General features: G+C 57.2%; 14 protein-coding genes. 12 read left to right on the forward strand and 2 right to left on the reverse strand.

What is annotated here, in order from left to right:
* Positions 1-80: 80 nt before the first annotated feature.
* The 4 genes from IEN85_RS21090 (at position 81) to IEN85_RS21105 (ending at position 8,076) form a co-directional block, all read left to right on the forward strand.
* The gene (locus IEN85_RS21090; protein ID WP_191619082.1) at positions 81-1,973 is read left to right on the forward strand and encodes a carbon starvation CstA family protein; all 1,893 of its coding nucleotides are present in this window, start codon (positions 81-83) and stop codon (positions 1,971-1,973) included.
* A 348-nt stretch (positions 1,974-2,321) separates the two neighbouring features.
* Entirely contained in the window at positions 2,322-4,118 is a 1,797-nt protein-coding gene (gene sppA / locus IEN85_RS21095) for a signal peptide peptidase SppA (RefSeq protein ID WP_191619083.1), read from the forward strand.
* Positions 4,119-4,149: 31 nt separating this feature from the next.
* A complete protein-coding gene (locus IEN85_RS21100; protein WP_191619084.1) occupies positions 4,150-4,683 on the forward strand; it encodes an iron-sulfur cluster assembly protein in 534 nt (177 codons plus the stop codon).
* A 342-nt stretch (positions 4,684-5,025) separates the two neighbouring features.
* A complete protein-coding gene (locus tag IEN85_RS21105; protein ID WP_224772757.1) occupies positions 5,026-8,076 on the forward strand; it encodes a TonB-dependent receptor in 3,051 nt (1,016 codons plus the stop codon).
* A gap of 212 nt (positions 8,077-8,288) precedes the next feature.
* Here the strand turns inward: IEN85_RS21105 and IEN85_RS21110 are convergent, their stop codons facing one another.
* A complete protein-coding gene (locus IEN85_RS21110; protein ID WP_191619086.1) occupies positions 8,289-9,350 on the reverse strand; it encodes a LacI family DNA-binding transcriptional regulator in 1,062 nt (353 codons plus the stop codon).
* A 228-nt stretch (positions 9,351-9,578) separates the two neighbouring features.
* Between IEN85_RS21110 and IEN85_RS21115 the strand changes: the two genes are divergently transcribed.
* From IEN85_RS21115 to IEN85_RS21145, 7 genes are read left to right on the forward strand one after another with little or no spacing between them, the layout of a single operon-like run.
* Positions 9,579-11,336 carry a sodium:solute symporter family protein gene (locus IEN85_RS21115; RefSeq protein ID WP_191619087.1) on the forward strand — a complete coding sequence of 586 codons (1,758 nt, stop codon included), beginning with the start codon at positions 9,579-9,581 and terminating at the stop codon, positions 11,334-11,336.
* Entirely contained in the window at positions 11,333-12,409 is a 1,077-nt protein-coding gene (locus IEN85_RS21120; protein ID WP_191619088.1) for a class I mannose-6-phosphate isomerase, read from the forward strand. Before IEN85_RS21115 ends, IEN85_RS21120 begins: the two co-directional genes overlap by 4 nt.
* 11 nt (positions 12,410-12,420) lie before the next feature.
* Positions 12,421-13,431, forward strand: a complete 1,011-nt coding sequence (locus IEN85_RS21125) for a hydroxyacid dehydrogenase (protein ID WP_191619089.1) — start codon at positions 12,421-12,423, stop codon at positions 13,429-13,431.
* Between the two features lie 16 nt (positions 13,432-13,447).
* A complete protein-coding gene (locus IEN85_RS21130; protein WP_191619090.1) occupies positions 13,448-15,391 on the forward strand; it encodes a DUF2264 domain-containing protein in 1,944 nt (647 codons plus the stop codon).
* A gap of 23 nt (positions 15,392-15,414) precedes the next feature.
* Positions 15,415-16,182, forward strand: coding sequence for an SDR family NAD(P)-dependent oxidoreductase (locus IEN85_RS21135; RefSeq protein ID WP_191619091.1), 768 nt, complete (start codon positions 15,415-15,417; stop codon positions 16,180-16,182).
* Complete coding sequence (locus IEN85_RS21140; RefSeq protein WP_191619092.1) at positions 16,172-18,460, forward strand: heparinase II/III domain-containing protein; 2,289 nt, start codon at positions 16,172-16,174, stop codon at positions 18,458-18,460. The genes IEN85_RS21135 and IEN85_RS21140 overlap by 11 nt, the downstream gene beginning before the upstream one ends.
* Entirely contained in the window at positions 18,457-19,278 is an 822-nt protein-coding gene (locus tag IEN85_RS21145) for a sugar phosphate isomerase/epimerase family protein (protein WP_191619093.1), read from the forward strand. The genes IEN85_RS21140 and IEN85_RS21145 overlap by 4 nt, the downstream gene beginning before the upstream one ends.
* A gap of 76 nt (positions 19,279-19,354) precedes the next feature.
* Here the strand turns inward: IEN85_RS21145 and IEN85_RS21150 are convergent, their stop codons facing one another.
* The gene (locus IEN85_RS21150; protein ID WP_191619094.1) at positions 19,355-20,425 is read right to left on the reverse strand and encodes a LacI family DNA-binding transcriptional regulator; all 1,071 of its coding nucleotides are present in this window, start codon (positions 20,423-20,425) and stop codon (positions 19,355-19,357) included.
* Positions 20,426-20,764: 339 nt separating this feature from the next.
* Here IEN85_RS21150 and IEN85_RS21155 point away from each other — a divergent pair, with 339 nt between their 5' ends.
* Positions 20,765-23,185, forward strand: a complete 2,421-nt coding sequence (locus tag IEN85_RS21155) for a TonB-dependent siderophore receptor (protein ID WP_191619095.1) — start codon at positions 20,765-20,767, stop codon at positions 23,183-23,185.
* Position 23,186: the final 1 nt, after the last annotated feature.

Genomic DNA, 23,186 nt, shown 5'->3' on the forward strand with positions numbered 1-23,186 from the left:
CGAAAAGGATTGCTTAGGTCGCTGCGGGGGATTACATGGCTGGGCTTACTCCTTTTTGAACCGAGACCCCTGCTTGCGTTATGTCTACCCTTCTGATCGCCCTCGGCGTCGGCGCCCTGTACCTTGTCGTCTACCATACCTACGGTCGTTTCCTTGCCCGCAGGATCTTCAAGCTGCGCGACGACGTGGAGGCGCCGAGCGTGGCTTTGAACGACGACAAGGATTTTGTGCCGACTGACAAGTTCGTGGTTTTTGGGCATCATTTCACGTCCATAGCAGGAACGGGGCCGATCGTGGGACCGGCGATCGCGGTGATATGGGGATGGGTCCCCGCATTGTTGTGGGTGCTGTTCGGGTCCGTGCTGCTGGGGGCCGTGCACGACTTTGGCTCCTTGGTGGTGTCCATGCGCAATCGCGGGCAAACCGTTGGCGAGATTTCGGGGCGTGTATTGAATCCTCGGATACGGTTCCTCTTTTTGCTGATCCTTTTCCTGGCTCTGACGATCGTGCTGGCGATTTTCGGGCTGGTGATCGCGGTCGTGTTCAAGACCTATCCGGGAGCGATCTTCCCATGTTTGGTGCAGATCCCGCTCGCGGTGGCGATCGGCGTTTGGCTTCATCGCAAGGGGATTGGATTGATGGTTCCCTCTTTGATCGCCTTGGCGCTGATGTATCTCTCAGTGGTCTTTGGCGACCGTGAAGGCTGGATACATAGCTTCAATATGACTTTGGCTGCCTGGCCGGTGGCTCACTGGGTGGCGTTGTTGCTTGCCTATTCCTACATCGCTTCGGTCTTGCCCGTTTGGTCTTTGCTGCAGCCGCGGGACTTCATCAACAGCCTGCAGCTGATCACCGCTCTCGCTCTGGTCGTCGTGGGCTTGGTGGTTGCTGCTTTTGTTGGCGGTAGCCCGATCGGCGACTCGGAATTGCGCCCCAGCTTGGACATTGCGGCTCCGGCTTTTCGCGCCGGCGTGGCAGGCGCTCCCGTAATGTTTCCCTTCCTTTTCATCACCATCGCTTGCGGTGCGATCAGCGGGTTCCATTGCCTGGTGTCCAGCGGCACTTCCAGCAAGCAGCTGCGTTGCGAGACGGATGCCCAGTTCGTGGGATTTGGCTCGATGTTGCTCGAAGGCTTCTTGGCGACCCTGGTGATCCTGGCTTGCGTGGCGGGCTTGGGGCTTGGAATTCAAGGAGCAGGGGGAGAGGTTCTCTTGGGCGAAGCCGCCTATGCGGCTCGCTACGAGTCGTGGGCGGCAGCTGGCGGTCTGGCTGCCAAGGTAGGCGCTTTCGTGGACGGGGCCGCGAATTTCCTGAAGGCCTTAGGGCTGGCTCCCCAGTTCGCGGTGGCTCTGATGGGGGTATTGGTGGCCTCGTTCGCGGCGACGACCCTCGATACGGCCTGCCGTTTGCAACGCTACGTCGTGCAGGAGTTGGCGAGCACGTTCGTGGCCAAGGATGGGGAAGGGAAGACGGCCCTGTCGGGCAATCCGCTCTTTTGGCTGACGGACAAGCACGGGGCTACTATCTTTGCGGTGATCCTCGCCTTTTGGGTGGCGGCCATTCCTCCGCAAGGAATGGATTGGACCTGGGGCAACGTCGGCAAAGGCGGGCTGATCTTGTGGCCGATGTTTGGGGCGACGAACCAGCTGCTCGGCGGCTTGGCTTTTCTGGTGATCGCTTTTTGGATGTGGAGGCGCCGCCTGCCGGTTTGGTTCGTGGCGATCCCGACGGTTTTCATGCTGGTGATGCCGGCTTGGGCGATGGGCTACCAATTGTTCACGGAAGGAGGATGGCTTGCCGAGGAAACCAAGAACTGGCCGCTCATTTTCATCGCCGTGGCCACGCTTGCTCTAGAGGTGTGGATGGTGGCGGAAGCCATCCTTTGTTGGCCTAGGGCCCGCGGCGTTTTGGAGGAAGCCTTGGAGCCTTTGCCTCGACGAGGGTCCCAGGTAGATGGTGGCCGGTCGTGCTAGAGATTCTTCGAAGGTCTCGCGACTTCCGCTATTCCGGGAATGATGCGGATTTTGCTAAGAATCCGGTTTCGCGGGGTGCCATTTATAAATCGGCGCTCTGAAGTAGAGGTGTGATTAAGCCTGTGCGTAGCTAGAGCGGACTGGCTCTGTCCGCCGTGGATGGATGATCCTGCAACACGGCTGTCTGGGCCAGACAGCCCTACCCTCGCGAATACAGGACACCGTTTTGATCGGCGCTCTGATAGGAGGAGGCTGGCAGTTTAGGTTTGCGACTGGAGGCCGATGAAGGTGTCTAGTGTTGCCGGCCCCTATGGGCTGGGATTTTGTTTTTACCTAACTGTTGTAGCTATGAAGGGATTTTTTAAGACGTTTCTCGCGTCCTTGTTGGCGATCGTTTTCGCCGCTGGAGGCTTGGCGCTGTTCATTGTCGTCTTGTTCGGCATGCTTGCTGCGATGAGCCAGCCGGTGCCTCAGGTGCGCGACGGCAGCGTGCTGGTCTTCGACATGTCGGCGACGGTGCAAGATCGCCCGGTCGGCATGACGCGCGACGCGATCATCGACGAGGCGATCGGAGGCAAGCGGCAGCGGGCCTTTTCGCTCCTGTCCTTGAAGCGGGCCTTGATTGCGGCAGGAGAGGACGATCGCATCGAAGGATTGCTGCTCACCGGCTCGTTTTCGGTGGATGGCTACGGTTCGGGTTTCGCGGCTCTGAAGGAAGTGAGAGAAGCGATCGAAGCGTTCAAGGAGTCGGGCAAGCCGGTAGCTGCCTATGTCGTGTATCCAAGCGCTCGGGACATGTACGTGACGTCGGTGGCTGACACGATTTACATGAATCCGGAGGGCGTGGTTTCGGATACCGGCATGTCGATGAGCTACCCGTACCTCGGTGGGTTCATGAAGAAGTATGGGATCGGAGTGCAGGTGACGCGTGCTGGCGATTACAAGGCGGCGGCGGAGAGTTTCGTGCTGGAAGGCATGAGCGACCCTTCTCGCGAGGCGAATGCAGCCGTGTTGGAAGACTTTTGGGCGGAGTACCTCGAAGCCCTTGCGGAAGGGTCGGGAATCGCCCCGGAACGTTACGAGGCGAAGCTGAACGAGCTCGGCATGCTGGTAGCCAAGGATGCTCAGGAACTGGGTTTGGTTGACGAGCTGCTCTACACCGACGAGTTGATCGCCAAGATGCAGTCGGTTTCGGGAGTGGACGAAGCGACGCAGTCCTTCGCGCAAACCTCGCTGGACGATTATTTGCTGGAATCGGTTCGCCCTGAGTATTCGAGCCAAGGCTTTGTCGCCGTTATCTACGCGGAGGGGTCGATCGTGAATGGAGAAGGCGAGGACGGGCAAGTGGGCGGAAGTTCGCTCGCCCGCGAAATTCGCAAGGCGAGGCAGAACGACAAGGTAAAGGCGATCGTCCTGCGAGTGAACTCGCCGGGCGGCAGCGCCTTAGCGAGCGAGGTCATCCAGCGAGAAATGCGCCTAGCCAAGGAAAAGGTGCCAGTAGTCGTCTCCATGGGGAGCCTCGCGGCATCGGGCGGGTATTGGATTTCTGCATACGCGGACAAGATTTACGCCCAGCCGAACACCTTGACCGGGTCGATCGGGGTGATCGGCGTTTTTTTCAACTATGAAGAGTTGGCCGCCAAGCATGGCGTGAATTTCGATACCGTGAAGACCACCGAGCACGCTGACTTTATGGGCATGTTCCGAGCCAAGACTGATCGAGAGATGGAGTTGGTGCAGCGTCAGGTGGATCTCGTCTACGACTCTTTTCTGGCCAAGGTGGCGGAAGGGCGAGGCCTGGAGCTTGCGGAGGTAGCCAAGATTGCGGAAGGGCGGATCTGGTCTGGTGTGGACGCCTTGGACATCGGGCTCGTCGACGAGCTGGGCGGCCTGGGCGATGCCATCGCTTTTGCCGGCGAAAAGGCGGGGTTAGGGGAGGCGCCTGCCGTGATGGAGCTTCCCAGGGCGAAGAACTTCCTCGACGAGCTGTTCAAGAACGTTTCCCAGCAAACGGCGGACGCGTCCGCCAACGTAGCCTTGCAGCCTTTGGTTGACCTCTACCGGGAAGCCAGTGAAATGACCGCTCGCTTCAACGATCCGAAGGGGGTGTACGCGGTTTTGCCCTACACGGTTTCGATCGACTGACCAGAATAATCACCTGCTAGAACAAATAGAAATGGAAACGGTACTTACACGAGACTGCAGCGCGACGGCGATCCCGGCCGGCGACGCGGTGACGCTAGAAAAGGGCACGCAAGTATTTATCGCTCAAACCCTCGGAGGAAACGTTACGGTGCGGACCGACCGCGGTCTGTTTCGTATCGCCAGCTTTGACGTGGATGCCTTGGAGGGAGTAGAGCTAGGGGAGGACGACGCTGCGGGCGTCGACTCTGGCGAGTCTTTGGAGGATCAGGTTTGGGGCGCCCTGCGCCAGTGCTTCGATCCGGAAATTCCCATCAACATCGTCGATCTCGGCCTTATTTACGACTTGCGCATCGAAGATGCGGAGGGGGGGCAGTCGTCGGTCTTTGTGAAGATGACGCTGACGGCCCAAGGTTGCGGCATGGGGCCGGTGATCGCGGAAGATGCCCGTACCCGCATCCAGCAGCTGGACCAGGTCGCGGAGGCGACGGTGGACATCGTCTGGGACCCCGTCTGGAATCCCCAGATGATTTCGGAGGAAGGCCGCAAGATCCTCGGAATCACCTGAGGCCTAGCCAGTTTATTTCTGCGAAGAGCGACCCGCCAGCCAGCGGGTCGCTTTTTTTGTATGCCGACGGAAACGCCTACGGGGCTGCTTTAAAATGGGGTTATTACTATCAGGTCTGGAATTATAAATATCAGATTTCATTGACAGGGTGCGTTTGCTGATAATTATAAGGAGCCAAGTTGGCCGGCTTGGGTAATGTTCGGCCGATTGGATTACCCCCCAATAAGACAACCCTAACCCTATCGACTTATGAAACTATCTTCTCGTGGGAGATTTGCGCGAGTATCTGCCAACGCGTGTGCGTTGCCTCGCTTTTTAAGCCTATTCGTGGCCGTGATGGCCATGGGTATTAGCGCCTTTGGCCAGGACAATGGTCGCATCACTGGGCGTGTACAGGATGCCTCGTCCGATCGCTACATGGAAAACGTGACGGTGACGGTGACGGAAACTGGCGATTCGGTAAGAACCGTTTCGGACGGAACCTACCGTTTGTCGGGGCTGCCCTCAGGAACCTACTCCTTGGACATCGAGCACGTGGGCTACTTTTCGCGTTCGATCATGGTAGAGGTCACCGCGGGACAGACCGCGACCCCTGCTACCGTCGTTCTCAAAAGCCGCAACACCTTCAATGACAGCGACGAAGTGTTCGAGCTAGAGGCCTTCGAGGTGAAAAACGAAGCCGACGCTTACAGCCGCGCGATCAACCAGCAGCGGGTGTCCGACTACAACGTAAACGTGGTAGACTCGGGCGCCTTCGGCGACGTGACGGAGGGCAACGTGGGCGAGTTCGTCAAGTTCCTGCCGGGCGTGAACATCAACTACGTGGCGGCGGACGCTCGCACCATCACGGTTCGGGGCATGGCGGACAACTTTACGCCGGTCACAGTGGACGGCAATCGCATGGCGAGCGCCGCATCGGGCGCCAAGGCTCGCGACTTCGAGCTGGAGCAGCTTTCCATCAACAACATCGAACGTGTGGAAGTGGCCAAGGTGCCCACTCCGGACATCGCAGCGGACTCTTTGGGAGGCGCGGTTAATCTCGTGAGCAAGAGCGCCTTCGAGCGCGATGGCCGTGAGATCAAGTACCGAGTCTACTTTAGCGGCAACAGCGAGGACTTGGACTTGGGGTCGACTCCAGGTCATGGCGACTTCACCAGCCACAAGATCAAGCCAGGTTTCGACCTGACTTATTCCGACGTCTTCAAGGACGGAACCTTGGGGGTTATCTTCAACTACACGAACTCCAACCAGTTCAACGAACAGCACCGCGCTCGTTCGCGTTGGGTAACTGACAACTCCGGGGAGGGGATCGGCACGCCGATCTTGCGTCGCTACCAGATCCAGGACGGGCCCAAGTACACGCACCGCGAGTCGTACCATGTCAAGACCGACTACAAGCTCGGCGAGAACACGGTGATTTCCGGTAGCTTGCAGTTCAACGACTACTCTTCCGAGTTCCGCAACCGCAACATCACTTGGGATACGAACATCACGAGCACGACCGACAGCGACGGCAACGACGCGGATTCGGTCATTTCACCTGATTACATGCTAGGCGACGTGGGACGTGGCGACATCGACCTCGGCGGTTCCTGGAGAAACAAGTACGGGGACACCTGGCATGGCGATTTCAAGATCAAGCACTACGGCGACGTTTGGACCTACGAAGCGGGAGCCTTCTCTTCGACGGCAACCAACTTCTACGATGACTTTTCGCAGGGCATGATCATGGCCGTGATCGGCGATGACGACTACACGGGCCGCTTCGAATTCAGCAATCTGGGCGATCCGATGGGAGGACGTATTGAATATACCCCTACGTTGACGCTTTACGATTCCAGTGGAGCTGTGGACCCAACCTACGGCGTTGGTAGCCTCTCCACTTTCGACCTCGACGAAGTGCAAACACGCGAGCAAGACGCTCAGGACGACTTCACTGGCTTCAACTTCGACATGAAGCGTAACATCCGAGTCGGCGACAGCACGGGCTACTTCAAGATGGGAGTTCGCTACCAAAAGCAGGAGCGTCACGCGGATCGTAACCGTACTCGTTTGCGCCACGTTAGCTCGACCTATGACGACACTGGATTGCCAGCTGAGCAGTATTACTCCGGGGAAGGCGCCATACACATTGGCCCTGGCATTATCCAATGGCCCGACTACGAGGATATCTACGACTACTACGCGGCGAACCAGGACAACTTCGAATGGGGCAGCCGTACGGAGGAAAACATCGTCGAGATGGCGAACCAGCTCTACACTGCGGAAGAAAAGATCTCAGCGGCCTACATGATGGGGCAGTTGAACTTCATGGATTCCAAACTCAAGGTCACTGGTGGTTTCCGCTACGAAAAAACGGAGATGACAGGCGAGGGCGGCTTCTTCAACGAGTCGCTAGGGGACGGAATCACGGACGAAACAGAGCGCTTGATGGCTCAGTGGAGTCAACGCAAGGTATCCTCTACTTCGTACGACGATCTGTATCCAAGCATTCACTTCGTATACGACTTCAACGAGCACTTCTTGATGCGTCTTGCTTACGCGAATACGATCGGACGCCAAGACTTCAGCTCCATCATTCCCCAGATCGAAATCGACACGCCAGACGAAAGCGAGATGGAGTCGGACGGTTCTGTTGAGTTCAACAACACGGGCCTCAAACCGCAGGATGCGGACAACTACGATTTGACCTTCGAGTTCTATCCAGATGCGGGTGGCACCATTTCCGCAGGTCTCTTCCGCAAGGAGATCTCGAACTACATCATTGGATACAATGGTATCTTGAGCCAGCTCAGCGATGCGGAGTTTGCCGCTTTTGACTTGCCGAACTTCTTGGCCGATACGCCGGAGTACCAGTTCGAAACTCAAATCAATGGCGGTGAGGCGACAATCGATGGCATGGAGTTCAGCTACTTCCGTTCCTTGAACGGCAGCGGCATGCCGGATTGGTTGAGCAGCTTCAGCGTCTTGGCCAACGCGACCTTCATCGACGTGAAGCGCAACATCAACGGAACGGTCATCAACGAGTTGGAAGACATGGTGGAAGAGAGTTACAACCTCGGCCTGACCTACGACCGTGATCCGCTGAAGATCCAGTTGAAGTTCAACAGCAAGGGCGAGCAGCTGGTCGGCGGATTCTCGGACATGAGGACCTTCGACTCCAACGGAGACTTCGTGAGCAACTTCCAGCTCTACCGCGACAAGCTCGAGCAAGTTGACCTTAACATTGACTACAAGATCAACGACAAGGCGAAGATCTTCGTCAGCGGACGTAACATCTTCAACAAGGAGCAGAAGCAGTTCGTTGCCAACGCGGACCGTAGCATCATGGTGCCGGACCGCATTGAAGAGTTCGGCGTCCAGTGGGCGGTGGGCGTCAAGGGGAAGTTCTAGCCAAGCGACTCATAGGTTCAGTATCTGAGTTTTGACTACAAGCGCGTAGCCCGAGCGGCTGCGCGCTTTTTTTTGTTGGTTTATGGAGGAAGCTGATCCTGCGCGTCGGACCGGGTAGTGCCGAGCGTAGCGACACGTTCATCGATCCCTCCCGGACGTGTATCGATGGTGGGAGGACCTCCTTGTCGTCCGCTATGCGAGAGCTAATTCCGCTATCTTGCGACTGCGGTAGGGACCGGTCCGGTCGATTCTCTGACTTTCAGGACTGCGGGCAGAGTGACGTCGGTGAGGCCTGGTGATTTCGTCTCCAGGGAGTGCGTTAGGATACGGCCAGCTTCCCGGCCCATGACCTCGGGGTCCGCTCCGGCGGAGGTGAGGGTGGGGTGCTCTTCCTCGCAGACCCGCGTCATGTCGAAGGCGGCGATGCTGACAGTGGTTCCGATTTCGACTTGATGCTGCAGCAGGCGGTTGATGGCTCCGCGGGCCATCAAGGCGTTCAGGCAGATCCATGCGGTGGGCAAGGGATCCATCTGCGAAATGATTTGTTTGGCGGCTTGGTAGCCCTCGTTGCGGTCGGCGCCGTCGAGAGTGACCTTGGCTGGCTTTTCCAAGCTGAGCCCTCTTTTGGCCAAGGCAGCTTCTACGGCTGTCAGGCGATCGTCGTGTCGCCCCTTGGGCTTGCCGCCGCCCAGCCAAGCGAAGCTTCGATGGCCTAGATCGTAGAGGTGCTTGACTAGGAGCTCTCCGGATTCGAACTCGTTCGAGAGCACGGAGTGGCACTGTCCGGAAGCTCGGGCGGACACATAGACGACTGGCCGGTCCGTCTCCAGCACTTGGCTGAGGAAAGTGGGCCTGACCTCGCCCATGATAGCGATGCCGCGAACCGACTCCGGGAAATGGGAGGCGAAGCTGCCCGCCGAGCTGTTGATGTCGTCCTCGGAGCCGAGGTAGACGGTCTTGAGCTTGTGCTCCAAGAGGTGCTCGTGGAGGCCTTGGTGGATGTGGCTGAAAAAGTTGCTCTTGTTGGCGAGCTTCAGCGGGGAACGCAGGATGTAGCCGATGGTGCGTTGCTGGAATTCGCCCAGCGAGCCCTCGATCTTCATGCCCTTGGGGGTGTAGCCTTGCTGGGCTGCCAGTTCGCGGATGGCGTTGTAGGTCTTTTCGGAGATGCCTTTGGTGTGGCCGTTGAGCGCCATCGATACCAAGGCTTGGGAGCAGCCGATCTCCTTGGCGATTTGGGCTTGGGAAATGCGTTTCTTCTTGGGTTGGGTCATTCGAGGAAGTCTGAATTTATCAGTTTCCTCTTTATATATATCAGAATCTGTGGATGTGAAGCTGCAAATCTTGCTGCGGCAAGGATCGGAGCGCATAGATTCCGCCTAAAAGAGTTGACTCTGATAATAGCTGATAATTATAAGTTGGTCATTTTAAGCGAAACCCCTGTTTTGACCGCTTCAATTAGGGCCGATCGAATCGGCTCCTACCCAATACTTATCAGCTCGATGGATACTACCCTCACTCAGTTCGACTACGGCGTCGTCGCCTTCTATTTTTTGTTCATGTTGGCCATTGGTCTGCTTTTTCGGAAGTTCATCGGCAACACGAGCGACTTTTTCCGTGGCGGCGGCCAGATGGCTTGGTGGATGGCTGGCAGCAGCGCCTTCATGGTGCAGTTCAGCGCTTGGACTTTTACGGGGGCTGCGAGCAAGGCCTACCAGGATGGGCTTTTGGTCTTGGTCATATTCTTGGGCAACGCAGTCGGCTTTCTCGCCAACTACTGGTATTTTGCGGCCAAGTGTCGGCAAACGCGTGTCGTTACGGCGGTTGAGGCCATGCGTATCCGTTTTGGCAAGACAGCTGAGCAGGTCTTTACCTGGCTGCAGTTGCCGATCGGAACGCTTTACGCGGGTATTTGGTTAAATGGACTCGGCGTGTTCTTTAGCGCCGTATTTGGGTTCGACATCGCGACGACCGTTTTGGTTACGGGCTTGGTAGTGCTCATTCTCTCCGTTACGGGAGGGAGCTGGGCGGTCGTCGCTTCCGATTTCATGCAAGTGCTGGTGCTGATGCCGATCAGCGTGGTGGCGGCATTCTTTGCCCTGAAGGAAGTGGGGGGCGTTGGCGAACTGGTGGAACGTTTTCCGGCGGATCGCTTTTGGGGCGGCGACACCAATTATTCGACCCTGATCTGGATTTGGGTGGTAGTGATCTTGCTCAAGCAATTTGCCTCGACCAACAACCTGATGGATGCCTCCCGCTACCTTTGCGCTCGGGACTCGAAGGAGGCTCGCAAGGGAGCTCTCCTGGCGTCCGCTCTCTTCGTCATCGGTCCGGCTGTTTGGTTCATTCCGCCAATGGCCTCAGCCATTTTGTATCCAGATCTTGGAGAAATGTTTCCGCAGCTCAAGAAGCCCGAGGAAGCTAGCTACGTCGCGATCTGTATCATGACTTTGCCGGCAGGCATGCTGGGACTGTTGATGTCCGGCATCTTTGCGGCTACCATGTCTTCCATGGATAGTGGTCTAAACCGCAACGCCGGCATATTCGTGCGCAACTTCTATTTGCCGATTCTCAGGCCGCAGGCGAGCGAGAAGGAACTGCTGCTTGTGAGCAAGGTTTCCACGGTGGTCTTCGGCTTGTGCATCATCGTGGCGGGTATCCAGTTTAGCCAATTGAAGGACATTGGCTTGTTCGACCTTATGCTGCAGTTTGGCGCCCTGATCGCGATTCCTATGCAGGTGCCCTTGATTTGGGGTATTCTGGTGAAGAAGGTGCCGGACTGGGCCAGTTGGGTGACGATCTTGGTGGGGCTTTGCGTCTCCTTCGTGATCAAGACGTGGATGACGCCTGATTGGATTCAAGGTATCCTCGGTTTGGATACTCCCTTTTCGGGACGCGAAGGAAGCGACCTTTCTTTGATCCTCGGGGTCGTTATCAACCTGACGATCGGTTCCGCGGTCTATCTTGGCTCTACCGTCTTTTACAAGGACCAGTCTGAGCATCGGAAGAAGGAGGTAGACGATTTCTTCGTAAGCCTGAACACTCCAGTTGAAGCGAGCGAGACCGGCTCGGCGGAGCGTGACTCCTCTCAAGGAAAAGCGCTGGGCATTCTGTCGATGATATACGGCGGGTTTGTCTTTCTCTTGGCAGCAATTCCCAATCCACTGCTTGGACGCCTTGCCTTTGTCTTTTGCGGTTTGGTGTTGTTGGGGATTGGATACGCTCTCGCGCAGCAAGGAAAAGGAAAGGCTAAGGCATGAAGCTGACACGTAACTGCCTGCTACCGCTGCAAGCGAATCGTGTTTGGCGGAGCTATCTTGGGGGGCGATCCTTGGATGAGATCGAGGGCCAACCGCAACCGGCTGACGGCAACTTTCCGGAAGACTGGATTGCTTCCTTAACCTTGGCGAACAATCCGGTGCAAGGGGACCCGGACGAAGGCTTGGCTAAGCTCACCAACGAGGATGGCGAATTGGTTCTGTTTTCAGATTTGGTCGAGAGCGACCCCGAGTTTTACTTGGGCAAGGAGCATGTCGCTCGTTTCGGTACGGATATGAGGATACTTGCCAAGTACTTGGATTCGGCGATCCGCTTGCATTTCCAGGTGCATCCCACCACGGCATTCTCCGCGAAAAACCTTGGCATCAACAAGGGGAAGACGGAGGCCTATGTCATCTTGGCGATCCGCGACGAAATCGAGCAGCCTTACATCTACGCGGGTTTTCAGCGTCCGCCGAGCAAAGGGGAGTTGAGGAAGTGGATCGAGACGCAAGACATCGCCTCCTTGGAGGCTTGTTTTGACAAGATACCTGTCAAGGTTGGCGACGTCTTCCTCATTCCGGGCGGTTGTCCGCACGCGCTTGGCGAGGGGATCTTGATGGTCGAGCTCATGGAAGCGAGTGACCTGGTGGTGCGTTTCGAATTCGAGCGCGGCGGATATGTGCTTCCGGAAGAGTCACGCTTCATGGGGCGCGGACTGGACTTTTGCCTGAACGTTTTCGATCTGCGCCCGAAATCGGTTGCGGACTTTGCGTGCCAACCGCGGGTGTTGCACGAATTTGCGGACGGCTCCGTGCAGAAGCTGCTGATCGGGGAGGATCGCACTCGCTGCTTCGAGGCTCGATCCACTCGTATTGAGAAAGCGGTTACGAAAAGCGAGGATGGGTTCTACATCTTGGTCGTGACAGCGGGATCGGGAACGGTGGAAATAGGTGGGCAAGTCTGCGAATTGAAGCAGTATGACCGTGTGTTCGTAGCCGCAGAGGCTGGCGAAGTAAGCTTTAAAACCCATGCTGGACTCGAGTTTCTGGAACTTGCAGGGCCAGTCCTCTGAGGAACATTTTGATGACTTCTACCAATCTCATCGTTGTAACATCCGTCGAGCGTGACACTTTTTTGGTGGACGGTCGGCTCGAGGAACTCAAAGGGCTAGTCGCTCCCTGTCGGGTCGTTGACGTGGAATCCTATTCGCAGGAATCCTGGATCGAACTGTTGCGGGAGACCAATCCGAAGATCCTGGTAGCGGGTTGGAAGGTGAAGCCGTTGCCGGTGAACACCCGCTCGGCGATCGCTCCGGCCTTGGAGTACATTTGCTATTTGCCGGGCTCGATTCGGCATTTCGTTCCGAGGGAATTGATCGAGGAGGGCGTCCAAGTTACGAATTGGAGCTCTTCGATAAGCCGTATCGTAGCGGAATGCGCTTTGTTGCTCAGTCTTTCGTGCATGCGGAGAGCGGCCTACTGGGCCCACCAGATGCACGACCGAGGAGGCTGGAAGGACGCGACGACGCAGACGCAGTCCTTGTTTGACCGTCGGGTCGGCATCCATGGGTTCGGAGCGATCGCCAAGGAGTTGCTGCGGCTTTTGCGTCCCTTCACCAACGAAATTTCAACCTACACGGAAGGCGTTCCGGAAGCTGTTTTCGAGGAGCATGGAATTCGCAAGGTGGACAGCCTGGAGCGCCTCTTTGCCGAGAACGACTTGATTATCGAATTGGAGGCCTTGACGCCGGAGCGACACAAAATCGTGGGCGAGAAGCTGCTCAGAAGCATTCCGGAGGGAGGCGCGTTCGTCAACGTAGCCCGCGGCGCGCTTGTGGACGAGGACGCATTGGTGCGGGTTGCCGAAGAAGGGCGCATCCAGGTGGGCTTAGATGTCTATTCGGTGGAGCCCTTGCCGCCGGACCACCCGTTCCGAGGCTGTCGCAACATTAACATGCTGCCGCATTTGGGAGGTCCTACCACCGATCGTCGCCGCGATGCTGCAGATCGAGCCTTGGAGAATCTTCGTCGCTTCCAACGCGATGAGCCGCTTCGCGACGCTATAACCCTTGAGGTGTACGATCGCTCGACTTGAACGAATTTACAGAAAAATGGATACGAAAGAATTAACACCGCGTTTCTTTGATCACGCAGATGTCCGCCGCGATGCGGTGCCTGCGTCCTTTAGGACTTGGCAGAATCATGCCCGGTCCTTGATGGAGCCGCTTGTCGCGTTGATGGAGCCAGGCAAGGCGCAGCTCGACATAGAAGGAATGGCCAGCGACCACGACGCCAATGCCGATCGCTTGGAGGCGCTTGCTCGGCCCTTCGTTCTTTTTTGTCACTGGGAGCGTTCCACCAAGGCGTACCAAGACGAAAGGGATGCAAGCTTGTTGGCGAAGTCCAAGGCTTGGTTTCGCGAAGCGTTGTTGATTGGAAGCGACCCCGAGTCGGATCAGTTTTTTGGATACTCAGCCAATTTCCATCAGCACTCCGTGGAAATGGGTTTGTTGGTCATTGGCCTGGAGTTGAGCCGCGATTGGCTATGGGATGAGCTTTCCGCGAGCGAACGTGAAAGAATTCTTTCGTGGCTCGAGTCGGATGTGGGAAATGGGCACCATTGGAACAACCACATGTTCTTCGGTATTTTCGTGCTCGAGTTTTTGCAGCGCGAAGGACGCCTCCGCGAAGCCTATCGTGGAGTGGTAGACCGCTGGTTCGAGGAGCTGGAAGGGATGTACGCGGACGAAGGCTGGTACATGGACGGTATGAACCAAGCCTTCGATTTCTACAATGCCTACGCCTGGCACTACTACAGCATGTGGTGGGTGGCCTTGTATGGCGAATCGGATACGGGGCGTTGCGATCGATTCAAGGTTCGGACGCGTCGCTTCTTGCAGGATTATCCCGCCTTTTTCGCCGATAGCGGAGAGCATCCAGCATTTGGTCGATCCATCGCTTATCGCTTCAATGCCACCGCTCCTTTTGGATTGGCTCAAGCGATGGGAGCTTTGCCGATGGAGGCAGCCGCGGCCCGCGGCCTCTGCCAGAGAAGCCTCGAGTTTTTCCTCTCCAAGCCGATCGCCCAAAGCCAAGGCTGCCTGTCGCTCGGTTGGTACGACGAATTTCTTCCTATGGTCGAAGTGTACTCGACAGGAGGTTCGCCCTATTGGGCGGCCAAGGCTTTTTCGCCGCTGCTCCTCTCGCCGGACGATCCGTTCTGGGCGGAAGATGAGGCTGGTTCGGAAGGTGGAAGCGCTAGATCGGCTATCGCTTTGAAGGCGCCGTGCTTGATCGTGCGAAAGGCCGATCGGGAGGTCGAAATCATCAATGCCGGCTCGCAAATCGCCTCCACCAATACGCGTTTCGGCCCCCACAAATGGGGTCGCCTCAGCTACAAAAGCGCTTGGGGATTTGCCTTGGCCAAGGATGCCTCCCTGTATCCGTTCGACGGAGGATTGACGGCTCAGAAACGAGGATCGGAGATTGTTTACGGGCGCCACTACACAGCTCCCTTTTCCATCGAGGAAGATCGCATGGGCTGCCTTTACAGTTTGGGCGGTAAGCTCGAGCAGTTTCAGGTTTCGGTGGAAACTCGGGTTTGGTGGAAGGGGAATTGGCAATTGATCGTGCATCGGGCGATCGCCAAGGATGCTGCTACGCTTCGCCATGGAAGTTATGCTTTGCCTGTTTCAAATGATCAGGAGGCGCGTTTGTCCGAGTCTTTTCCGATGGTGTCGGCGAGCAACGGAAGTCAGGGGGTCGCTCTGTATTCGCTTTGTGGATTCGGCAATGCCAGCTACGATAATCGCTTGAAGGAAGCGGATGGACCGCGTCGCCACATTCAAACGCCATTTCATGCAACTGCGATCTTGGAGGCTGAATTGGGCGCCAACGAGACGCGGGATTTGGCGCTCCTGCACTGGGCAGGAACGAACGAGGAAGAGGGACAGGCTTGGGCTGTGAGTTCGCTGAGCGAGGGGCTTTGGAAGTTAGAGCACCCATTGCTGGGCGAGTGGACCGTGGAAGACGACTCTCTTCCGAGTGTAGATTGATTTAAGGTACGAAAGATTCAGTTATGATATCTGAGAAGTTAAAGGGTAAGCGCGTACTGGTGACAGCAGGGGCGCAAGGAATTGGAGAGGCGATCACGCGACGCTTTATTGAAGCGGGCGCCCATGTGGCGGTTCACTATTTTTCCAGTGACACGGTGGCTCGATCATTGGTCGAGCTGGCCGAGTCGAAGGGCTTGAAGGCGGTGGCGGTACAAGGCGATCTTAGCAAGCGCGAGGATGCGAAGCGGGTTGCGTCCGAGGTAAGGTCCGCTTTGGGCGGCCTCGACGTATTGGTCAACAATGCCGGCTCCTTGATCGGCCGCCGCGATTTAAGCGATATCGAAGACGCGTTCTGGAAGTCGGTTTGGGATGTCAACGTGACTTCGAATTTCCTGATTACCCAAGCGGTGCTCGATCTCCTGGTGGAGAACGAGGGGAGCAGTATCGTAAACCTCTCGTCCTTGGCGGGCCGCAAAGGCGGACACGCAGGGTCGATCGTCTACTCGGCGGCGAAGGGAGGAATCCTTACTTGGACGCGGTCGCTTGCCACGGAGCTTGGACCCAAAGGGGTGAGGGTGAACGCGGTGGCTCCCGGTCTGATCTTGGGAACCTCTTTTCACAACACGCACACGACGCAAGAGTCGGCGGACGCAACGGTTCGCTCGCTCCCGCTCGAGCGAGCGGGCAATCCGGACGACGTGGCTCGAGCGGTTCTGTTCTTAGCTTCTGAATACGACGGTTTCATTAGTGGCGCGACTTTGGACATCAACGGAGGCGTGTATGGCTGCTAAAACGATTTCACTAGTATTGGCGGGTGCCTGGGCATGTGCCGCGGCGTTCGGTTTGGACGAGGAAGAGTTTTACCATACCTACGACGGTTTCGAGCTTCCGGCGGAAGTTGTCATGCCGGAGGAAGAGGTGCACCCATCGCTTTGGTTCTCGGAGCAAGAGATCTGGGCGATCTCCCAAAAGCGTTCCGGCGACGAGGTGTCCAGGGCCTATTGGGAGGCTGTTTTGAACAGCGAGTACGTGTTGGCCCAACTTCCCCCGATCCCAAGGCTGGAGGACGAAAAGCAGGTTGTGCACAAGTACTACGGAACCTTGACGCAGGTTGCGGCCTACAACGCCTTCCTGTATCAAGTGAGCAATGACGACAAGAAGCAGGCTTACCTCGAGAAGGCGGTGGAAGCCTTGAAGCGCGGATACGCGGGACCGCTTTACCAGCTCGATCCTATCGTGAAAGGCAGCGCGGTGGATGAGATCTACCAAGGGGTTTGGGCCCAGAACTTCGCGGCCGCTTACGACTGGGTGCAACCGGCTCTGTCAGCTGAAGACGATGCACTGATTCGAGGGCACTTGGTGGAGCATGCCCGTTATATGTACGAGAACCTTTGGTCTTGGGCCAGCAGCCCGCACAACCATCTTTCCAAGCCCGCATGGGGATTGGGCAGCACGGCATTGTGCTTGTCGGACCATCCGGAGGCCAAGGCTTGGCTTGAGCGAGCGGTGGCCGCCTCGAACGCGAATACGCGCTATTTCTTCAGTGGAGACGGCATCTATCGCGAGGGATCGCACTACTATATTTTCTCGATGATCAACTTTCTGCCGTTTCTCTATCATTACGAGAACACGAGCGGATACAACGCGTTTGGGCCTTTCCAGCCAGCCTTCGAGTGGCCCGTCTTGACCCGCAACGGCAAGGGGTGGATGCCAAACTTCGAGGACAGTTTCATTCGTCCCTATCCATCGCAGCTGGTCGCGAAGGCGTATCGTTACGCTCCGACCCGATTGCACACCGAGGCTCCTCTTTCTGAGGTGTTGCAGTGGAATTTTCGGAACACGGACTATGAAGCCTTCGACAAGTCCGAGGAGCGTTCGGGCTTCAACTACACGGGAGCGAGCTGGGATTATCCAAAGGCCCTTGTCGAATACCTCTGTTATGAGCCCAGCATCGCGGCGACGGCTCCGGACGTGGCCCCGGTGCAGTTTTTGGGCTCGGGGCAAAGCGTGTTTCGCAGCGACTGGAAATCGGGCGACCCGAAGTCGCGTACCCTGATTTTTCAGGGTGTCGCGGAGGCTGACAATCACGAGCACTACGACCACTTGAGCTTCGTCTTGCATGCGGAAAATCAAATGATGTCGTCGGACGCTGGATACACGAGGAAGAGTTACGGCGAGCCAATGCGCAAGGAGTGGTATCTGACGGCCGAGGCTCACAACGTCGTTTTGGCGAATGGCGAGGCCCCGGTCGATGTCGCGGCGAATTTGGCTCCATTGTCGCGTTCGCAGCTGATGTCGCCTTTTTTCTCCAGCGAGATAAAGCAGGCTCCCTACGCGGCGGGGGGCAGTCACCAGCGTTTGGTCGCGATGCTGGAAGGGGATCGCTTCGCTATCTTGGATTTGGTTGAATTGCCGGAGCCGGGACGCATGGAAATCGTGATGCACGGCGGGCGAGCGAGCCTGGATCGCGGCGAGGAGCTGATGGCCTGGACGTATCAAGACGACGACTACGGACCGGCTGCTGGATTGAGGCAGTGGTTCTGGGGAAAAGGGTTTAAGACGAAAGAGCTCGCTGGCGAGCTGACCTACATCAAGGGCGATTACGCCGCCTTTCCGTACGTGAAGCATGAGAAGCAGGGAGCGAACGGCCTCGGGCTGACGCTCTTGGACCCCGTTGCTAAAAGCGAAGTGGGCGTCGATTACGCCTATGAACGAAAGTCGGATACCACGATCGTGGTTCGCAACAGCGAAGGAAGCGAGTGGATCGCGGCCAACGCCACTCGGGCGAGAATCGGCGAAGGCGGCTGGGAGTCTGACGCCTTGTTCACTTTTGTGAGATCAGGAACGGAAGGTCGGCTGCGGGCAGCTGCGGTAGAGGCTACTTACCTCCGCGTCGGCGAGGGCGTCGAATTTGAGTTCAATGGTCCGGTTACGATGGCTACGGAAACGAGCAGGAATGGCGTCTACTTTTATTTCTCCACCTCGGTTCCGCTCCAAGGCATCGCTCGTTGCGGGGGAAAAGTTTATCGACTCGACCTAAGCGATAGCGGTTTAGTGGTCTTCCGATGAAGTTAGCATTTACGACCTTGGCGTGTCCCGGTTGGGACTTGGAGACAATTATCGATAGCGCGGCCGATTACGGCTTCGATGGTATTGATTTTCGTGGAACCAGCGAGGGGATAGACGTGACGACGCAATCCGCTTTCACCACGGGTATCGAGGCGACGCGTAAACGCATCGAGGACAAGGGGCTAGTGGTTAGCGGCGTGAGTTCGAGTATCCGCATTTGCGATACCGACAAGTTTGGAAGCAACTTGGAAGAGGCCAAGCGGACGATTCCGGTGGCTTTAGCCCTCGGCGCCAAGCAAGTCCGCGTTTTTGGATACGGCGACGAAGACGCCTCGACCGAAGACCGCGTGCGGCAGGGAGTGCGATGCATGGGCGCGATCTTGGAGTTGGATGGGGCGGATCAAATCGACTGGCTGCTGGAGATGCACGACTATTGGGTCGCCTCCTCGGATTGCCGCTTGCTGATCGACGGGGTGGACCATCCCCGTTTTCAAATCCTCTGGGACATCGGTCACACCACCCGCATCGGGACGGAGTCACCCATGGAGACCTTTGCGGCTCTCGGGTCCCGAATTCCCTGCGTGCACCTGAAGGATGCGATCTTCGACGAGAATCAGGAATTCGCCATGAAGGACGGTTGGCGCTATGCCTTGCCGGGCCGAGGGCAGCTTCCTCTTAAGGAGGCGGTTTCCGTGCTGCAGTCAGTGGGCTACCAAGGGTGGTACGTTTTCGAACACGAGAAGCGCTGGCACGCGGACTTGGAGGAGCCGGAGGTGGCTTTGCCGGCATACGTCGCTTGGATGCGTTCCTTGGGCTAGTGTCCAAAGTTCTCTCGTTTGGATCGACGCGGCTGTCTGGGCCCTTCGACCTTTGTTCAGGCTAGACCAGACAGCCCTACCCTCGGGCGGCGGGCTTGGCGGCCGCGGTCGTGTCTCGCACGCTGAGGTGAGCGGGGAGGGTGAGGTCGCACAACGATTCGGACTCCTCCTCGATTGCTTGCAAAATGATGCGTCCCGCTTCCCTGCCGATCTTTTCCGGGTCGGAGCCGGCGGAGGTGATTTCAGGCCGCTCCTCGGTGCAGACGCGAGTCATATCGAAGGCGGCGAAGCTCATGTCGCCGGGAATACGGAATCCGTTTTGGAAGAGGTAGTTGATGGCTCCGCGGGCCATGAGCGCGTTGAAGCCGATCCAGGCGGTGGGCATCTCCAGTCCCTTCGAGAGGGCGGTCTGGTGGATTTGCTGGGCGGCGTCGAAGCCTTGGTTGCGGTCGGCCTCCACGGTGGCGATGTTGAAAGAGGGAGCCAGCTTCAGTCCCCTTTGTTTGAGGGCGGCCTTCAGGGCAGTCAGGCGTTCCTCGCGACGGCCGATGGGCGTGCCGCCGATCCAAGCGAAGCTGCGGTGCCCTAGTTCGTAGAGGTGGTCAACCAGGAGCTCGGCGGAATCCGCTTCGTTGGAGAGCACGGAGTGGCACTTGCCGGTAGCGCGAGCGGATATGTAAACGAGCGGCTTTCCGACCAGGCGGAGTTCCTCCAGCAGGCCGGGATTGATCTGGCCCATGACCGCAATCGCCTTGAGGGCGCTTGGAAGGTGCTCGCTCAGAGAATGGCGTTCGCCGGTAAAGTCGTCCTCGGAGCCGAGGTAGACGGTCTTGATTTGGTGTTGGCTGAGGTGCTCGTGAAGGCCTTGGTGGATGTGGCTGAAGAAGTTGCTTTTGTTCGCCAGCTTCAGGGGGGAGCGGAGGAGATAGCCTACCGTGCGGATGGGGTCGGCCCCCACAATTTCGTCGAGCTTCATGCCCCGAGGCGAGTAGCCGTGCTGGGCGGCGATGCGCCTCACCTTCTCCAGGGACTTGGCGGCGATCCCCTTGGTGCGGCCGTTGAGGATAAGCGAAACGAGAGCCTGCGAGCAGCCCGCCTCGCGGGCGATTTGGGCTTGGGATACGCGTTTATTAGATTTGGAGCTCATGATCGGGGCCAATTAATAGGTATCAGTTTATTAGTAGCAAGTGTTAGTTAATAAATTTTCAGAAACTTTGTAAGTATCTGAATGATAGGGTATAGTGTTATTAATGAGGGCCGAGTATGAGAGTGCTTGAATTAATAATATGAAAGTAAAAGTTAATAACTATTAATTTTCGATTGACGGCGAAGCTTCCTTGGGGCGAAAGTTGCGGGGTCGCTGCGGTCGCACGTGGTGGCTTCTTATCCTACTAGAGGCGGCGCTCCTGGGCGCTTCTTCGGTCGTGCAAGGCAGGCGGGGCCTGTCCACGCGATTTGCCAGAACACCCCAACCCTACATCTCATCATGAAATTTAGTCCCCCCGACTTGAGGACCTCTCGTGGGTCCGTACTAGGATCGGCCGTTGCCGGTTCTTTGCTCGTCGCCTTGCTGGCGATGCCTAGCTTCGCCCAGGAGGGCGAGGAAGAAGTGTTCACTCTGAGTCCGTTTTCGGTAACGGCTACGGACGAAGGTGGTTACTCGGCTGCGGAGTCGATCACGGGTTCGCGCATTCGGACTCGCATCGCGGAATTGCCCTATGCGGTAAACGTGGTGACGAACGAGTTCTTGGAAGACTTCGCAGCCGACTCCCTCGACGACCAGTTTGCCTATGTCAGCTCCTTTGCGGGCGACGAGGTGGAAGGCTGGTATCAGCTTCGTGGATTCAAGCAGCAGACGCAGTTGCGCAACGGGTTCACGCGTCTCGGTCTCATCGATCGTGTAACGGTATCGCGGGCGGAGGTCATCAAAGGCCCTGCGGCAGGCAGCTATGGCAAGATCAACCCAGGCGGCATCATCAACATCGTCACCAAGTCGCCTTCTTCCACGCCTCAGCAAGAGTACTCGGTGGAAGTGGGCACGGACGACTACACGCGTCTTGCCTTGGCAACTACCGGTCCGATCACCAAGGACGAGAAGCTGCTCTATCGATTGGACAGCGCTTGGCTGACGCGCGACGACTGGGGCTTCACCGGTCGCGAACAGTTTGCCGTCTCTGGCGTACTGGAGTACAACCTTTCCGAGAACACTCAGTTCACCCTGGAGAAGGAGTACCTGGAACGCGCTCAATCGCGCGGGCGTTCGCTTTTGCCGATACGCGATAGCGGAGGCTCTCGCGACTACCTTCGCCTCGCCACGGAGCTCTACAACTACAGCTTCCTCGGCCCGGACGAAATCAACGACCGCGACATCGACACCACCGACTTCCGTTTCTCGCACAAGTTCAGCGAGACCTTTTCGATGCGAGCCGCGTACAACAACTACGATCGCTACTTCGATCAGTTCACAGGCTACCCGGGAGAAATCGCTATCGACGTGGACGGCCGCGATCCGAGCGAAATCACTGCAGAGGTGGTGATGGAGGAGGGCGTTGTTCGCTTCGTCGAACCTGTAAACTACGAGATTTGGGAATCCGGCGATTCCTTCCAGGTCGACTTCCTGAAGGAATTCAACACGGAGCGTATCCAAAACCGACTCTTGGTCACCTTCGACAAGAACGAGCAGCGTGACATCCGCGTGCGTTCGCGCTTGAACCGCAATACCACTGCCGAACAGCAGGCGATGCTGGAAGAGCGTTTCGGCATCGACATTACGAACAAGGACCTGCGCCGCAATTCCTTCTTCAACGCGATGCAGGACCGTCGCTTCGACGTTTCCAATCCCGACTACAGCTGGATCGACCAGCAGTCCCGCGACCTCGTTCGCGAAACGGACACCTTCGGAATTGTGGGTGACAACACCGACCCCGTCGGTATTGGAGTTATTGATACAAATTCCGACCGTACAGTTGATGTGGAAGGCGTGTTCATCGCGAACCAGATGAAGGCTCTCGACGGCGACTTGAATATCAACATGGGCGTTCGCTATGACGAAGTGACGACCGATCTCTACAACGCACCGTTCAGCTTGAGCTCCTCCGCGCAAAGCGCGCCCAGCACCACGAGCGAATCCGTTTCCGAAGAAACCTACCAGTTCGGCATCAACTACAAGCTTGCCGAAGGCTTGATGGTTTACGGAAACACCAGCACCTCCTTCTTGCCGAGCCGCGACTTCAATACGGTTGATCCGGTCACGGGCGAGCCGCTCGCCGAAGCTCAGATCTTTGAAAACGAGAAGGGCGACGGAATGGAGATTGGCTTTAAGGGGGACGGCTTCGGCGACAAGCTAAGCTTCACGCTGGCCTACTTCGACATCAAGCGCGAGGATGTGGTCATCAACGTCAGCGCGCCGGATCCGAACAATCCGGGAGAAACCTTCACTTACAAGGCGCAAAACGGTTTGGAGCAAGCGACGGGTTACGAGTTTGACTTCAACTTCCAAGCGTCTCGGGCCCTTAGCATTACCGGTGGTATTGGATTTGTGGATTCGGAAATTGCGATCACGGACAATGCGGTCCTTGAAGGATTGCCAGTAGCGGAGATTCCTGACTACAGCGCCAATATCGTAATGAAGTACTCGATCCGCGAGGGGAAGGCCAAGGGCTTGTTCTATACCTTCGGCATTCGCGACACCGGCGAGTCTCGCTACTCGAACTCGGGCGGCCGCGAAACGATTATCCAAGACGGTTACACGCTCTTCGAAGGTGGCGTTGGCTACAACTGGGGACAGGATCGCAAGCACACCTTGCAGCTGACCGCCAAGAACATCTTCGACGAGGAATACACGCGAGCCTCTGCCAAGCGGGGTGATCCGCAGCGATTCATTTTCCGCTACCGCGTGAAGATGTAGG

Origin of the sequence: Pelagicoccus enzymogenes (assembly GCF_014803405.1) — a bacterium.
Classification (GTDB): Bacteria; Verrucomicrobiota; Verrucomicrobiia; order Opitutales; family Opitutaceae; genus Pelagicoccus; species Pelagicoccus enzymogenes.